This is a genomic window from Nonomuraea sp. NPDC049480 (assembly GCF_044465905.1).
GTDB lineage: Bacteria > Actinomycetota > Actinomycetes > Streptosporangiales > Streptosporangiaceae > Nonomuraea.
The window spans coordinates 65,368-80,674 of record NZ_JBITMD010000028.1 but is presented as its reverse complement, the minus strand read 5'-3'; the positions used below and the strand labels follow the sequence as shown (position 1 = coordinate 80,674).

Genomic DNA, 15,307 nt, shown 5'->3' with positions numbered 1-15,307 from the left:
AGGCACCCGGCTTCACCGAAGCTACATACTATGCGCCCTCGGCGGTCTCTTGCCGAGGGCGTATCCACGCGGGCTTCACTGTAGGCCGGGGAACAAATCAGACTAAGTCACCCAATTTCAATGGCAAACTCCTGAAAAGCGGCGGCAAAAGCGTTAGAGTAGAACAAATTGCCACCAAAGCCTGTTTATGTGACACTCGCTCCGGTAACGAGTCGCATAGATGGCGCATTTAGCCATCATCTGCGACGTCTTCCAACCAGTCCGGAAAATATCGAGAACTGGACCAACCCAACCTTTGGGGGAATTTCAATGCCCACGTTCAAGAGTGTCACTACGGGCCTCGCGCTCGGCACCGCCATGAGCGGCGCCATCGTCGGCATGGGCACGCTGGCCACCACCTCTACCGCCAACGCCAACGCCACCACGGCTGCCACGGTGCAGAGTCAGCGGCAGCTCGAACAGCAGGACCAGGATCAGCACGAGTGCCAATTCCAGAGCCGTTCCTCGTTCCAGAGCCAGAACCAGGTCCCGCCGTTCGCGACCCAGGAACTGGAGCACGAACGGTCCAACATCTGTGCGGAAACCGGGACCGAGGACGAAGAGAAGACCGAAGACGAGGAGGAGGAGTGATCCTGCCGCGTTCTACAGCAGCGTGCTGAACGGTCGAAAGGCGGGCCGTGCCGCCGCATCCCGATCGGTGCGAACCGCGGCCGGGCGCCTGTGTCCACAGCGACATCATCCGCTCCGGCAAGGCGACTAACCGGACATGGAACACAGGCACCCGGCTTCACCGGAGCCACATGCTGTGATCTCGGCAGCCTCTTGCCGAGGGCGTGCCCACGCGGTCTTCGCCGCACACCGGGGAACAAATTCAGCAAAGTCGCCCATTTCAATTATAAACCTCTGATAAGCGGCGATAAAAGCGTTAGAGTAGAGCAAATTACCACCAAAGCCTGTTTGCGTGACACTCGCTCCGGTAACGAGTCGCATGGATGGTGCATTTAGCCATCATCTGCGATGTTTTCCAACCAGTCCGGAAAATATCGAGAACTGGAGCAACCGAATCCTCGGGGGAAATTCCATGCCCAAGTTCAAGAGTGTCACCGCGGGCCTCGCGCTCGGCACTGCCATGAGCGGCGCCATCGTCGGCATGGGCACGCTGACCACCACCGCCGACGCCACCACGGCCGCCACGGTCACCGCCATCATGGGCCACGGCGGGGACAACTACAACCGCCACAAGAACAAGATCCGCATAAGGATCTACAACAACAACGACCAGAGTCAGCGGCAGTTCGAGAAGCAGGACCAGGACCAGGACCAGGATCAGTGCCAGGACCGTTCCTCGTCTCAGCTCTCGTCCCGGATCCCGTTCCAGGTCGCGGACGAGGTCGCGGGCCAGTTCGCGAACGTGGCCCCGAACGAGGTCCAGCCCCAGGTCCAGCCCCAGGTCCAGGCCGATTTCGTGATCCAGGAAGTGGAGCACGAACCGTCCAATAACTGTGCGATCGCCGGGTCCGCAGCCAGCCAAGAAGACGAGGCCGCAGAAGCCGAGAGCGGAGACGCCGGCAGCGGAGAGGAGTGACCCTGCTACGTCCTGCAGTAGCGTGCTGAACGGTCGAAAGACGGGGTCGTGCCGCGCATCCCGATCCGTGCGAACCACGGCCGGGCGCCCGAGTCCACAGCGACATCATCCGCTCCGGCAAGGCGATGAACCGGACATGGAACACAGGCACCCGGCTCTACCGGAGCCACATGCCGTGCGCCCTCGGCGGTCTCTTGCCGAGGGCGTATCCACACAGTCTTCGCTTTGCCGAGGCAGGCCGGTGACGCAATGGTCGCCAGGCCCTATGGAGAAATGGTCGCTGTCAGGTGGGGATGGTCAAGCCACGCGACGCCTGCGGACGAATTGGCCGAGCGCAATCCGGCTCACGACCGGGGGCTGTGGTCGGAGGAGGCCAGCCCGGTTAAGCGGATTTGCGGGCCTTGCGCTTGGCGGGGGCCTTCTCTTCTTCCTTCTCCTTGGACTTGCCGGACGCCGCCTTCCTGGGCTTGGCCGGCGTGCCTTCGCGTTCGCGTTTCGCCGCCTCGACGCTGGCTCGCAGCGCCGCCATGAGATCCACGGCCGGGCCCGCCTCCTCCTCCATCGGCGGCGTGATGACCTCCTTGCCCGCCACCTTCGCCTCGATCACCGACTGCAGCGCCTCGCGGTACGTGTCGTGGTACTCGCTCGGGTCGAAGTCCGCCTCCATCGTGGTGATCAGGGACTCGGCCATCTTCAGCTCCTGGGCCCGTACCTCGATGTCCTCCTCCAGGAACTCGAAGTCGGGCGTCCGGATCTCGTCCGGCCACAACATCGTCTCCAGGACGAAGACCCCGTCGCGGACCCGCAACGTGGCCAGTGACTCGCGCTGGCGCAGGGCCACCTTGACCACCGCCACCTGGCCCGAGGACTCCAGGGCGTTGCGCAGCAGCACGTACGACTTGGCTCCTTGCGCGTCGGGCTCCAGGTAGTACGACTTGGCGAAGTAAATGGGGTCGATCTGCTCGGCGGGGGTGAACTGGAGGACGTCGATCCTGCGGGACGTGCTCAGCGGCAGGTCCTCGAAGTCCTCGTCGGTGAGCACGACCATCTCGCCCGTGGCCAGTTCGTAGCCCTTGGCGATGTCGGAGTAGGGGATCTCCTCGCCGTCGAGCGTGCACACGCGCTTGTAGCGGATCCGGCCGCCGTCCCCGCGGTGCACCTGGTGGAACGACACGTCCTTCTGCTCGGTGGCGGAGTAGAGCTTGACCGGGATCGTGACCAGGCCAAAGGAGATCGCACCTTTCCAGATGCTGCGCATGGTCGCTCCTCCGCTCTCAACGGCTCGCCAATGGGCACATACCCGGCATGGGGCAACCAATGCCATACCCGATCGAACCAATGCTGGCCGTACCTGGGGAACTACCCTCCGATCCCGAGCGGTATGGACTGGAGGTGAAGTGGGACGGCATCCGCGCCATCGTGCACCTCGACGGCGGGCTGAGGCTGACCGGGCGGCACGGGGTGGAGTACACGCGGCGGTACCCGGAGATATCGGGGTTCGGGATCAAGAACGCGATCATCGACGGCGAGATCGTGGCGCTCGACCGGCGCGGGCGGCCCAGCTTCGTACGGCTGCAGCACCGCATGCACCTGACCGACCCCGAGCCGGTGATGCTGGAGTTGTACCCGGTCACGTACATGCCGTTCGACCTGCTCCACCTCGACGGGATCCCGCTGTTCGACCTGCCCTACCGGGATCGGCGCGCGCTGCTCGACGAGCTGGACATCGGCGCCCCGCCCTACTTTCCCGGCGACTCCACCCTGCTCACCGCCACGTACGAGCAGGGGCTGGAGGGGGTGATCGCCAAGCGGCTCGACTCGCCCTACCGGCCGGGCACACGCTCGCCGTGGTGGATCAAGGTGAAGAATCTGAGCACCAGGGAGATCGTGATCGGCGGCTGGAAGCCGGGCAAGGGGCGCCGGGCCGGCGGGATCGGGTCGCTGATCATGGGGGTGTTCACGGACACGGGGCTGACGTACGTGGGCCACGTCGGCACCGGCTTCACCGACGCCGTGCTCGACGACCTCTACCAGGTGCTGCAGCCTCTGGAGATTCCGCGCAGCCCGTTCTGCAACGACGTCCCGTGGCGCAATCGGTGGGTTAGGCCAGATCTGGTCGGGGAGGTGGCCTACACGATGTGGACCGACGAGCAGCGGCTGCGGCACCCCGTCTGGCGCGGGTTGCGCCCCGACAAGATCCCCGCGGAGGTGACCCGATGAAGGTCCCGGTCAAGGTCGACGGGCGCGAGCTGACGCTGAGCAACCTGGACAAGGTGCTCTATCCGGACTACGGCTTCACCAAGGCCGAGGTCATCGACTACTACAGCCGCGTCGCCCCTGTCCTGCTGCCGCACCTCGAAGGACGGCCCCTGACCGTCAAGCGGTACCCGAACGGCGTCACCGGCCAGTTCTTCTTCGAGAAGAACGCCCCCGACCACACCCCGGGCTGGGTCAGGCGCGTCAACCTGCCCGTCCCCGGCAGCACCAAGAACCGCGAGAGCATCGACTTCGCCGTGATCGAGGACCTGCCGACGCTCGTCTACTACGCGAACCTCGCCGCCCTGGAGCTCCACGTACCCCAGTGGCGCGTCGGCGCGGACGGCGAGGCGCTGCCGCCCGACCTGCTCGTGTTCGACCTGGACCCGGGGGCGCCGGCGACGATCGTCGAGTGCTGCGAGGTGGCGCTCATGCTGCGCGACGTGCTCAAGGCCGAAGGGCTCACGGCCAGGCCGAAGACCAGCGGGAACAAGGGCATGCAGCTGTACGCGGACTGGGACTGCCGTGAGGAGCCCTCCGCGTACGCCAAGAGGCTGGCCCAGTTCCTCGAGAAGGAGCGGCCCAGGCAGGTCGTCAGCGTCATGGCCAGGAAGGCCAGGCCGGGCAAGGTCTTCATCGACTGGAGCCAGAACAACCCGGCCAAGACCACCGTGGCGGCGTACTCACTGCGGGCCAGGGAGCAGCCGACCGTCTCGACGCCGCTGACCTGGAAGGAGGTCGAGGATTGCGAACGGCCGGAGGATCTGGTGTTCACGGCACCGGACGTACTCGCCAGGGTGGAGAAACGTGGCGACCTTTTCGGCCGGGCGTAGGCTTGTTGCGTCCGTACCAAGAGGGGGGACCAGAAAGATGTCGGAGATGGACATTCGCGGGGACGAGGGCCCCTACGACGAGGAAGAGACGGAGGTGTCGATCGAGACACCCGAGGCCGACGCCGTCGAGCAGCAACGCGAGATGCGCCAGAACGTCGGCACGCTGCGCCGTGAGCTGCCGATCGACGTCGACCCCGGCGACGCGGCCGAGCAGGACCGCGTGGTGGATCTCGACGACGACGAATACCGGTGACGAACTGTCGGTGCGGCCTGCTATTGGTGTGACGGGTGTCCGCGTGCGGCCGCCGCACAGCGGGCAAATGCCCCATGCTGACGACTGCCACTGCGGCTGAGCCTCGCGCACGTAGGATGTCCGCACGACCCGCTGAGAGACCAATGGAGACCCGCGTGACCGCAACCCCGGACGCCAAGCCCCGGGGCACCCGGCTGCCCCGACTCGCCCGCCGCCGGCAGCTGTTGAGCGCCGCGCAGGAAGTGTTCGTGGAGAACGGCTATCACGCGGCCGCCATGGACGAGATCGCCGACCGGGCCGGGGTCAGCAAACCCGTGCTCTACCAGCACTTTCCCGGCAAGCTCGAACTCTACTTGGCGCTGCTCGACCTGCACGTCGACGACATGGTCAACCGCGTCAGGGACGCGCTGGCCTCCACCCACGAAAACAAGCTGCGTGTGCAGGCCACGTTCCAGGCGTTCTTCGACTTCGTCTCCACCCAGGGCGAGGCCTTCCGCCTGGTCTTCGAGTCCGACCTTCGCAACGTCGCGCCGGTGCGGCAGCGGGTGGAGCGGTCGCTGCAGGAGTGCGCCGAGATGGTCAGCGCCATCATCCAGCAGGACACCGGATGCACCAGCGACGAGGCGCACCTGCTCGGGGTCGGCCTGGTCGGCATGGCCGAGGTGAGCGCCCGCTACTGGGTCACCACGCACGGCTCCATCCCGAAGGACGCGGCCGAGCAACTCATGGCCAGGCTCGCCTGGCGCGGCATCAGCGGATTTCCGCGTACGGCATAACCCGTTCGCTCGGCGCGATCATTCACGTTTTCCACGGGGCGAGCGGCCACGATGGTGGTGAGCAGCCCCGTCGACTAGGGAGCCACGATGGAAATCAAGATCGGCGTACGTTCGATACACCGCGAACTCATTGTCGAGACCGATCTCACCGCCGAGCAGATCGAAGAGGAGATCAGGAACGCGCTGTCCGTTGATCGTGGCGTCTTCGCCATCACCGACACGAAGGGCAGGCGCGTCGTCGTGCCGGTGGCCGCGCTCGGGTTCGTCGAGATCGGCGAGGACGAGTCCAGGCCGGTCGGCTTCGGCGGCACGCTCTAACGGCTCAGGACGGGGGGTACGGCAGCGGGTGCCGTACCCCTTCGCGGGCGTGCACGCCCCGACGGGGCGTCCGGTTCCGGCCCGGCTCCTGTTGAAACTGCTCTCAGCCCTTGTGGAGGATGCGGCCGCGCGGCTTCCCGATGAGACAACCCCGAGGGGGACGGCGGCGATGTACGTCGTCCCGCCTCTGCTCGGTGGCGGGACAGTCCGCGCTCCCCCTCCGCAGCACGGCGCGGGAAAGCCAGCGGTTCGGACCACATCTTGTCAAGGAACTGCCGTAGCGGCGCGAGGCCCTCATGCCTGGCACGGTACAACCCCTGGGATGGATCCGCAGCGAAGCGAGGACATCCATTCCAGGCCTCCGAGCGGAGCCCGGCCGAAAGCCCGCGCGCCGCTCAACACGCTGATGAGCGCTCAGATGCCCATCGCGGCCATGCGCTTGCCGTGTTCCTCCGTCAATCTCGCGAAAAGTCGGGAAATGTCAGCCTGGCCGCCCTCCGCTGCCAGCACCAGCAACGCCAGCTCCGGCCGCGCCGTCGCCACCTGCTGGGCCTGGCTGAGCGCCTCGCCCACGAGCCGCCGCGCCCACAGCGCCAGCCGCGCCCCCGCCGTCGGATCGGCCTGGATCCCGGCCCTGACCCGCTCGACCGCGAACTGCGACCGCCCCTCGTCCACCAGCACCTCGTCCACCAGCTTGGCGATCGAGGGATCGAGGTGCCTGGCCGCCTCGCGATAGAAGTCGAGCGCGATGCCGTCCCCCACGTACGTCTTGACCAGCGCCTGCAGCCAGTCGGCCGGCCGGGTCTGGGCGTGCCAGGCGTCCAGGGCCGCCACGAACGGCGTCATCGCCTCAGCGGGATCGGCGCCGAGTTCGGACAGCCGGTCGCGCAGCAGACGGAAATGGTCGTACTCGGTGACGGCCAGCTCGCTCAGTGCCGCACGATCGGCCAGCGAGGGCGCCAGCGTGGTGGCGTCCTCGGTCATCCTGGCGTAGGCGCTGAGCTCCGCGTACGCCAGCACACCGAGCAGGTCGACGACTCCTGGAGACTCCTTCATGACTGGCAGCGTACTTCGCGGATTCTTCGGGAACATACGTAAGCTCGGCCAGCGTTGTGCTATCGAGTACACTGCTCTGTGAAGGTGCGACCGCACTGTGTAAATTCGGGGGTTTCTCCCGGATACCTCCACTTCCCGGAGGCGCGGTCGCTGATGAAGCGAGAGGGCTGGCTCTACCGCGAGGACCCACGAAACGGGGGCGTTTCCGCCCATCGGTCCCGGCAGGCCCGCCTTCATAGAAGATTGAGGCAGGCCAAGCTGACGACTTTCCGAGACCTCGGAGTCACTCCAGAGATCGCCGATGCCCTCGAGACCGAGGGCATCGTCACACCGTTCCCCATTCAAGAGATGGCGCTCCCGCTCGCGCTGAGCGGACAGGACCTGATCGGTCAGGCGCGCACGGGCACGGGCAAGACCTACGCGTTCGGCATCGCCATGCTGCAGAGCATCGGCAAGCCGCGCAAGAACCGCAAGAAGCCCCGCGGGCTGGTCGTCGTACCGACCCGTGAACTCGCCGTGCAGGTCAGCGAAGACCTCGTCACCGCCGCGGGCAAGCTCGGCTCCCGGGTCCTGACCGTGTACGGCGGCCGCGCGTACGAGCCGCAGATCGAGGCGCTCAAGGCGGGCGTCGACGTCATCGTCGGCACCCCCGGCCGTCTGCTCGACCTGGTCAAGCAGAAGCACCTCGACCTGAGCCAGGTCAACTCGCTCGTCCTGGACGAGGCCGACCGCATGCTCGACCTGGGCTTCCTGCCCGACATCGAGCGCATCTTCAAGCTGATCCCCGCGGAGCGGCAGACGATGTTGTTCTCGGCGACGATGCCGGGCGAGATCGTCGGGCTGTCGCGGAAATACCTCAACCGGCCGACGCACGTACGCGCCGAGCACGAAGGCGGCGAGGGCGAGGCCACGCCGCTGACGCGCCAGATCGTGTGGCGCGTCCACCGGATGGACAAGATCGAGATCGTCGGCCGGCTGCTGCAGGCCGAGGGCCGCGGGCTCACCATGGTCTTCTGCGAGACCAAGCGGGCCTGCGACATGGTCGCCGAGCAGCTCGACACCCGCGGCTTCGCGGTCGCGGCCGTCCACGGCGACCTCGGCCAGGGCCAGCGAGAGCAGGCTCTGCGCGCCTTCCGCAACGGCAAGATCGACGTGCTCGTGGCCACCGACGTGGCGGCCCGCGGCATCGACATCGACGACGTCACCCACGTGGTCAACTACGACTGCCCCACGGACGACAAGGCGTACGTGCACCGCATCGGCCGCACCGGCCGGGCCGGGCGCACGGGCATCGCGGTCACGTTCGTGGAGTGGGAGGAGCTGACGCGCTGGAAGATGATCAACCAGATGCTCGGGCTCGACTTCGCCGAGCCCGAGGAGAGCTACTCCACCTCGCCGCACGTCTACGCCGAGCTCAACATCCCCGAGGGCACCAAGGGCGTCCTGCCGCACGCGAGCCGCTCGCGTGTGGGACTGTCCGCGGAGCGCATCGAGGACCTCGGCGAGACCGGCAGGCCTCGCGGGCGTGGCGGCAAGCGCCGCGACGAACGCGAGGAGCGTCCTGCCCGCACGCCGCGCCAGCGCCGCCGCACCCGCGGCGGCAGGGAACTGGCGGAGACCGCACCCGTCGAGACCTCGGAGGTCGAGCTCGTGGATGCCAAGGCGGAGGAGACCCCCGCGATCTTCTCACCGGACGAGATCCAGGCCGCGGCGACCGGCCGCACGCGTACACGGAGGGGGGCGGCCACGTCGGCCATCGAGCAGGCGCTCGCCGAAGCTCCAGAGGCTCCTGTGAAGAGCACGCGCTCGCGCAAGGCCGCGGACGACACGGCGGAGGCGCCGGCGAAGGCCACCCGCTCTCGCAGGGCGGCGACCCACGCGCCGGCCGAAGGCACTCAGCCGGCGGACGTGCCGGCCGAGGGCACCCGCTCGCGGCGGGCCGCCGCCAAGACCGCCGCGCCGGCGGTCGAGGAGGCTCCGCCCGTGGTCGAGCGGCAGGAGGCTCCGCCCGTGGTGGAGCCGCAGAAGGCTCCGCCCGTGGTGGAGCGACAGAAGGCTCCACCCGTGGTGGAGCGGCAGAAGGCTCCCGTGGTGGAGCGGCAGGAGGTTGCGTCAGTGGTGGAGCGGCAGGAGACCGAACCGAGCTTTCTCGCCACGCCGCCGCCCCCGGTGCGCGAGCCGGAGCGGATCATTCCGGCCAGCCCGTTCTCGGTGATCTTCCAGTCACCGGACCTGGCGACGGACGACGACGACATCGCCCCGTCCGCCGCCAGCGAGCGCAAGCAGCAGCGGCGTCAGCCCCGTGGCGGGGGTAACACCCGCCGCCATGTGGGCTGAGGTTTCTGAGGTAAGGAGGCGCGCACCCGATCAGGGGTGCGCGCCTTTCGCGTTCCCGAGCGTGGTGAAGGTGCGGGCGGAGCAGCCGTACGTGCTCCTCAGGCGGCGCCACAGCGCACCATCCCCCCGGCGGCCCCGTCGGGGTACGCCAGCACCCCAGGCACCCGCCCAGAGCCCTCCACGAGGCCCCTGGGGACGCGCACGGCGGTGGTCGACGTCACGCATTGGTCACATCTCCTCCGAACTCGCACCAGCGTAATGGCCATGCCGGTGTCGAGGCGCTGACCTCTGGGTATTGTTGCCCCACGTGAGTACGCCGCGATTCCTCGACCTGCCTCCTGGCGTCGCACCACAGAAGATCGAGACGTCACAGGGCACGTTCGCGGCCTTGGAGGCGGTTCCGGTCAGTGGTGTGATCGAGCGCTGGCCCGCGCTCCTGGCACCCGGCCTGACGGGCAGCAAGGAGGACTTCATCGCGGTCCTGATGACCCTCGCCCAGTCCGGCCGCCGGGTGGTGGCCGTGGACCTGCGCGGCCAGTACGAAACCCCGGGCCCCGACGACCCCGAGGCCTACACCTGCGCCGCGCTCGGTGCGGACCTCGACGCCCTCGCCCAGGTGATCGGCTCCGGCGACCCCGTGCACCTGGTGGGGCATTCCTTCGGCGGCCTGGTGGCCCGCGAGGCGGCGATCGACGGCCGGACGAAGTTCGCCTCCCTCACGCTGATGGGCTCGGGCCCCGCGGCGATCGAGGGCAAGCGGGCGAGCCACGGCAGGAAGCTCGTGGAGGAGGTGCCCACCCTGGGGCTCGAGCACGTGTGGCACCACAGGTTCGAGCCGGAGGCGCTGGCCAACGACGTGCCCGACGACATCGTGGCGTTTTTGCACAGGCGCCTGCTGGCCAACTCCCCCACGGCCCTGGCCCGCATGGCCGAGCAGGTGCTGACCATGCACGACCGCACCGACGATCTGCGCCAGATCGAGGTGCCCACGCTGGTGCTGTACGGCGAGCACGACGACGGCTGGCCGCCCGAGACGCAGTCCGAGATGGCCGCCGGCATCGGGGCCGAGTGCGTGGTCGTGCCGGGCGCCGCTCACTCCCCCGCCGTCGAGGCGCCCGAGACGACCGCGGCGGCGCTGGTCAGGTTCTGGAACGCGGCCGAAAAACACTTCTTGGACACAAGGTCCAATGCCATGTAATTATGCACTTACTATGGCGAGCATCGAAGAAATGGTCGTCCAGCCGCCGCACAGTGCGACCTGGCAGGTGCACATCGACCGCTCGATGTGGGTGGGCGGCGTACGCGGCCTCATGCTGCAGGCGCTGCACCCGCTGGCCATGTGGGGTGTCTGGCAGAACTCCAATTTCCAGGAGGACCCGTTCGGGCGGCTGCGGCGGACCGCGGACTTCGTGGGGCGGGTGACGTTCGGCAGCCCGGAGGAGGCTGACGAGATCGGGCGGCGGGTGCGCGGCATCCACAAGGCGCTGCGCGTCCACGACCCCGATACCGGGCGGACGCACCGGGTGGACGATCCCGAGCTGCTGCTGTGGGTGCACTGCGCGGAGGTGTCGTCGTACCTGGAGGTGGCCAGGCGCGGCGGGCTGGGGCTCACCGAGCGGCAGGCCGACCGCTACCTGTCCGAGCAGCGCAAGAGCGCCGCGTACGTCGGCCTGCACCCCGACGACGTGCCGGGCACGTGCGCGGAGATGGAGGCGTACTTCAAGCAGGTGCGCCCCAGCCTGCGCGTGACGCCCGAGGCGGCCTCGACCGTCAGGTTCCTGCTGTGGCCGCGGCTGCCGCGTGAGCTCAGGCTGCTGTCCGCGGGCAAGCCGGCCTACTTCCCCTTCGGCGCGCTGTGCTACTACACGCTGCCGGACTGGGCCAGGCGGATGTACGGCGCGCTGCCCGAGGTGCCGGCGGCGACGGTCACGGCGGCGCTGCGCGCGTTCCGGCTGGGGCTGAACTCGCTGCCGGAGCCCGTGCACGACCACGCGTTCATGCCGGGCACACGAGAGATGTTGCGGGCCTCCAGGGAGCGGCTGGGCGCGGCGGGCTATGACGTGAGCAAGGGGCTCAAGGGCCTGACCGATCCCCGCCGCCGGCCGACGGCGCCGCCCGCCTGACGGGCAGGACCAGGCCGCCCGCCAGCACGACCGCGGACACGCCGATCATGGTCCACGCGCTCCCGCCCATGCCGGCCCGCTCGAACATCACGCCGAGCAGGGAGGACGCGGTGGCGGCGCCGACGTACCTGGAGGCCTGGAACAACCCCACCGCGACTCCCGTGTCGCGCCCGCCGGCGTGGACGAACACCAGCGAGTTGAGCCCGAACTGGCTGAAGGCCGAGGCCACGCCGAGCAGCGACGCGGCCACCAGGACCATCGCGACGGGCCCGACGGCCAACATCGCGAGGGATCCGCTGAGCAGCAGCGCCGCGCTCAGCACCAGCACGGTCCGCATGCCGGCCCGAGCGGCCAGCGCCACCGCGACGGGCGTCATGACGATCGCCAGCGCGGCCATCGGCAGCACCAGCAGCCCCGCGACGTGCGCGGGCACGCCCGCCGTGCGCTGCGCCCACAGCGGCACCAGGAAGAACGCCGAGTAGAACACCACGTTGACCATCGAGAACTGGCCGCAGGTGGCCAGCAGCCGCAGGTTGGGCCGGGGCAGCAGGGCCCGGCGGGTGCCGTCCACGCGTACCTTGGGCAGCCAGCGCAGCGCGGCGGTGAGAGCGACCGCCGCGAGCGGCACGTTCACCAGGAAGATCGCCCGCCACCCCCACAGGGAGATCAGGAACCCGCTGAGCACGGGCCCGGCGGCGGCGCTGGCGGTCAGGACCATGGAGATCATCGCGATCACGCGCGGCGGCGGCCTGCCGTCCTCGCCCGCCATCGCCGCCTGCACGATCGCCATCCCCGCCGGCATGGTGGCGCAGCTCCCGAACGCCTGCAGCAGCCGCACCGCCACCAGCAGCGGGTACGTCGGCGCCAGGGCGGCCAGCACGCCCGTCACCGCCATCGTCACCAGCCCGGCGCAGAACACCCGCCGCGGCCCGAGCCGGTCCGCCAGCGTGCCCATCACGGGCGGGACGAGGATGCCGGTCAGGTAGAACCCCGCGGCCAGCCAGGTCACGGCGGCGATCCCGACATGGAACTCGGCCTCGATGTCGGGCAGCGCGACGGCGATCATGGAGGAGTTGAGCGGGTTGAACAGGGCACCCAGCGCCACCGCCGCCGGCAACCGCCCCACGCGTGTCACACAAGGTGCATAGCCATTGTTTCACCGGGGAAACGGATCAACTTGACGAAGTACCGACATCTCCGTCTTCTGAGGGTGACCTCGACCCGGGCGAGCAGATCAGCGGGTGATCGTACTGGAGACCAGGGCCAAGGCCGTCCAGGACGCGCTGCGGGAGTGGTGGCCCACCTGAACGTCACTCCGCGAGGCCGTCCCAGGGGTTGCGGTCGGGAGCGGCCGCCTGGCCCTCGGGGCAGTGGCGGCGGAAGTCGCACCAGGAGCAGATCGGGCCGGGGCTGGGCGCGAACAGCTGGTCGATCTCGGCGGGCACCGGCGCGGGCCCGACGACCTGCCGCTCGCCCGGCGCCGCCGGCCACTCGCCGCCCGCCGCAGTCCCGGATCGAGCGCGCGCCGTCGTGGCGGCCGACCGGCCGCCCGCCGCGCGGCTTTTGGCGGGCGCGCCGACCACCTCGCGGTAGCGCTCGTCCGCCTCCGCCGCCTCCGTGGCCAGGTCCTCCGCGCGCAGCAGGTGGCGGGCCAGGGACTCGTCGGTGTGCCGCCACTCGACGATCTCGCCCGTCGGCAGGTGGTGGAGCTCGACGCTGCGGCACGGCGTGCGCATCATCGTGGACGCGGCGACCGCGTACACGGCGAGGGCGAGCGACGAGCGGGCGTCGTCCTGGGTGAGCGGGCGGCGCCCGGTCTTGTAGTCGACCACGACCAGCTCGTCCCCGCGCCGGTCGAGCCGGTCGATACGGCCGGACACGGCGATGACCTTGGTGCGGGTGGCGACGGTGCGCTCGACGCCGACCGGATCATCGGACGGATCTAAAGTCGCGACATATCCGGACACGAGGTCGCGGGCGCGCTCCAGCCAGCGCCCCGACTGCTCGGCGTCCCTGAACCCCTCGCCGATCCACCCGTTCGTGAGCAGGATGGCGGCCGTCAGCGGGGTGCGGCGTTCGTACGGCTCCCGCCACCAGCCCGCCAGTGCGTTGTGCACGCTCGCCCCGACGCTGTTGTGCGCCCAGGCGGGCCCCTTGGACGGCTGGGGCCGGTCCAGGTAGGTGAACCGGTAGCGGCGGCGGCAGTCAAGCCAGGTGTTCAACCGCGACGGCGTGCAGGCATAGAGCCGCCGCGGCATTCCCTCCAGCGGAAGCTGGCCCTCCACTGTGCTCATGGCCTCACTCCCTGAGGCGGGCTCCGTCGCCACATGCCGCCGCGCTCACTCACCTACTTGTCGCCTGGGGTGAGCTTGATGCCGGAGACCTTGGTGCCGTCGGGCAGCGGGCCCTCGTCCTCGTCCTCGCCGCCGGCGTCGACGCGGGTCAGGGAGCCGGAGACCCAGTCGTCGAAGTGCGGCTCCAGGTCGCCGATCGACACCTCGTCACCGTGGACGGCCAGCACCCGGGTGTCGAGGGGCAGCGTGAATAGCCGCCCTCCGATCGAGGTCAGCTGGTCGGCCAGGGCGGGGTATTCGCCGCCCAGCTTGCCGGGACCGTCGGCCTGCAGGGCCTTGCCGGTGAAGACGGCCGAGAGCGCCTCGCAGTAGAGCGACACGCCGCCGGGCGTGACGCCCGGCGTCTCCATGACGTCGAGCTGGACGTCGGCCACCTCGAAGATGCCGTCGTCCTCCATGTCGATGTCGGGCCAGGTCTCCGTCCAGGTCTCCCGCCACAGGGGCTTGTCCTTGGGGTGGAGGGCGACGATGGCCTCGTCCCTGCTGGCCACCTCGATGGCCGCGCCGACGTGGTCGGGCAGGCCCGCCGTGCAGATGACGGCCAGCACCTCCCGCTCGCCCACCTTCTCCATGATCTTCTCGGCGTCGCGGGACGGATCGACGATGATCACCTCTTCGTCGTCGCCCACGATCCACGTGTTGTTCTCGACCTTGTGTTCGGTGCCGTCGATGTCGACGACGCCCTCGGTCACCACTCGCTCGATACGCGCTGTCACGCCTCCGAACTCTAGTCGGTCTGCCTGACAGCGCGACTCGCTAATCCTCCAGTCGGGGGGAGAACGCCCCGAAGGGTACGTCCAGCTCGTGGTCTCGCGCGTCGATCAGCGACAGCTCGGCGAGCGCGATCATGCAGCCGGCGTCGGCCGGCCAGCAGATCGTCCACAGCCAGTTGCCCAGGGCCTCGCCGGCGTAGACGGCGCGGTCGTCCTCCCCGTCCACGCACCACAGCGGGGTGGGATGCCCGAGCACCTCTATCTTGGCGTTCGGCGGGCCGGCGTCGAACCCCTCGCCGGGATCCGGACCTCCCAGCCCCGCGAACGCCGCACCCAGCCCGATGCCCGGTTCCTCGGCGATGACCAGCATGTCGGCCGGCCCTTCCATCAACGACGGCCCGGTCAGCGCCACAATGCTGGCCCGGGCCCCGGTGCGCTGGTCGCCCACCTCCCCGAAACCGGTCACCAGCCAGCCGGCCGGCAACGGCCACGGCAGCCATACGGGCACGACGGAACTCTTGCGCATCGCCTCGAGCGCCGTGCTGGTCGGCGGCCACGGAGGCTGATAGGGCAGGACGTCACCGTGCGTGTCACATCGAAACGCACTAGACCAAGCGCTCGGCCCGTGAAGCGGGCCAAAACACCGTGGGCAGGTTGGAGCCGCTCTCACAACTACCCACGGTGCTTTCTCTGGCACGGCTAC

Annotated in this window: 17 protein-coding genes; 10 read left to right on the top strand and 7 right to left on the bottom strand. The window is 69.0% G+C overall.

Annotated elements, in window-relative coordinates:
• The first annotated feature begins 309 nt into the window (after positions 1-309).
• Both ACIBX3_RS49440 and ACIBX3_RS49435 read left to right on the top strand, forming a co-directional pair.
• Complete coding sequence (locus tag ACIBX3_RS49440; RefSeq protein WP_397127679.1) at positions 310-630, top strand: hypothetical protein; 321 nt, start codon at positions 310-312, stop codon at positions 628-630.
• Positions 631-988: 358 nt separating this feature from the next.
• Entirely contained in the window at positions 989-1,585 is a 597-nt protein-coding gene (locus ACIBX3_RS49435; RefSeq protein ID WP_397127678.1) for a hypothetical protein, read from the top strand.
• A gap of 382 nt (positions 1,586-1,967) precedes the next feature.
• On the opposite strand, the gene ACIBX3_RS49430 is transcribed toward ACIBX3_RS49435, so the two are convergent.
• Positions 1,968-2,843, bottom strand: a complete 876-nt coding sequence (locus ACIBX3_RS49430) for a Ku protein (RefSeq protein WP_397127677.1) — start codon at positions 2,841-2,843, stop codon at positions 1,968-1,970.
• Between the two features lie 80 nt (positions 2,844-2,923).
• On the opposite strand from ACIBX3_RS49430, the gene ligD (ACIBX3_RS49425) reads away from it, so the two are divergent.
• The 5 genes from ligD (ACIBX3_RS49425) (at position 2,924) to ACIBX3_RS49405 (ending at position 6,021) form a co-directional block, all read left to right on the top strand.
• A complete protein-coding gene (gene ligD, locus ACIBX3_RS49425) occupies positions 2,924-3,805 on the top strand; it encodes a non-homologous end-joining DNA ligase (RefSeq protein WP_397127676.1) in 882 nt (293 codons plus the stop codon).
• Positions 3,802-4,674, top strand: a complete 873-nt coding sequence (ligD, locus tag ACIBX3_RS49420; protein WP_397127675.1) for a non-homologous end-joining DNA ligase — start codon at positions 3,802-3,804, stop codon at positions 4,672-4,674. The genes ligD (ACIBX3_RS49425) and ligD (ACIBX3_RS49420) overlap by 4 nt, the downstream gene beginning before the upstream one ends.
• 46 nt (positions 4,675-4,720) lie before the next feature.
• Positions 4,721-4,927 (top strand): hypothetical protein, encoded by a 207-nt coding sequence (locus tag ACIBX3_RS49415; protein WP_397127674.1) that lies wholly within the window; start codon positions 4,721-4,723, stop codon positions 4,925-4,927.
• A gap of 155 nt (positions 4,928-5,082) precedes the next feature.
• Entirely contained in the window at positions 5,083-5,703 is a 621-nt protein-coding gene (locus ACIBX3_RS49410; protein WP_397127673.1) for a TetR/AcrR family transcriptional regulator, read from the top strand.
• Between the two features lie 87 nt (positions 5,704-5,790).
• Positions 5,791-6,021, top strand: a complete 231-nt coding sequence (locus tag ACIBX3_RS49405) for a DUF3107 domain-containing protein (RefSeq protein ID WP_397127672.1) — start codon at positions 5,791-5,793, stop codon at positions 6,019-6,021.
• Between the two features lie 414 nt (positions 6,022-6,435).
• Here ACIBX3_RS49405 and ACIBX3_RS49400 read toward each other — a convergent pair whose 3' ends face one another.
• Positions 6,436-7,077 carry a ferritin-like fold-containing protein gene (locus ACIBX3_RS49400; protein ID WP_397127671.1) on the bottom strand — a complete coding sequence of 214 codons (642 nt, stop codon included), beginning with the start codon at positions 7,075-7,077 and terminating at the stop codon, positions 6,436-6,438.
• A gap of 348 nt (positions 7,078-7,425) precedes the next feature.
• On the opposite strand from ACIBX3_RS49400, the gene ACIBX3_RS49395 reads away from it, so the two are divergent.
• Entirely contained in the window at positions 7,426-9,414 is a 1,989-nt protein-coding gene (locus ACIBX3_RS49395) for a DEAD/DEAH box helicase (protein WP_397127670.1), read from the top strand.
• A 98-nt stretch (positions 9,415-9,512) separates the two neighbouring features.
• On the opposite strand, the gene ACIBX3_RS49390 is transcribed toward ACIBX3_RS49395, so the two are convergent.
• On the bottom strand, positions 9,513-9,635 hold the full coding sequence (locus tag ACIBX3_RS49390; protein WP_397127669.1) for a hypothetical protein: 123 nt from the start codon (positions 9,633-9,635) through the stop codon (positions 9,513-9,515).
• 86 nt (positions 9,636-9,721) lie between these two features.
• Between ACIBX3_RS49390 and ACIBX3_RS49385 the strand changes: the two genes are divergently transcribed.
• Positions 9,722-10,612, top strand: a complete 891-nt coding sequence (locus ACIBX3_RS49385) for an alpha/beta fold hydrolase (RefSeq protein ID WP_397127668.1) — start codon at positions 9,722-9,724, stop codon at positions 10,610-10,612.
• Between the two features lie 13 nt (positions 10,613-10,625).
• On the top strand, positions 10,626-11,537 hold the full coding sequence (locus tag ACIBX3_RS49380; protein ID WP_397127667.1) for an oxygenase MpaB family protein: 912 nt from the start codon (positions 10,626-10,628) through the stop codon (positions 11,535-11,537).
• Here ACIBX3_RS49380 and ACIBX3_RS49375 read toward each other — a convergent pair.
• The 4 genes from ACIBX3_RS49375 to ACIBX3_RS49360 form a co-directional block, all read right to left on the bottom strand.
• Complete coding sequence (locus ACIBX3_RS49375) at positions 11,488-12,672, bottom strand: MFS transporter (RefSeq protein WP_397127666.1); 1,185 nt, start codon at positions 12,670-12,672, stop codon at positions 11,488-11,490. The two genes, ACIBX3_RS49380 and ACIBX3_RS49375, sit on opposite strands and share 50 nt — an antisense overlap.
• Before the next feature lie 175 nt (positions 12,673-12,847).
• Positions 12,848-13,831: a RecB family exonuclease gene (locus tag ACIBX3_RS49370; protein ID WP_397127665.1), complete on the bottom strand. Its 984-nt coding sequence runs from the start codon at positions 13,829-13,831 to the stop codon at positions 12,848-12,850.
• 53 nt (positions 13,832-13,884) lie between these two features.
• Complete coding sequence (locus ACIBX3_RS49365; protein ID WP_397127664.1) at positions 13,885-14,607, bottom strand: MBL fold metallo-hydrolase; 723 nt, start codon at positions 14,605-14,607, stop codon at positions 13,885-13,887.
• Between the two features lie 40 nt (positions 14,608-14,647).
• Complete coding sequence (locus ACIBX3_RS49360; protein WP_397127663.1) at positions 14,648-15,274, bottom strand: DUF6758 family protein; 627 nt, start codon at positions 15,272-15,274, stop codon at positions 14,648-14,650.
• Between the last annotated feature and the right edge of the window lie 33 nt (positions 15,275-15,307).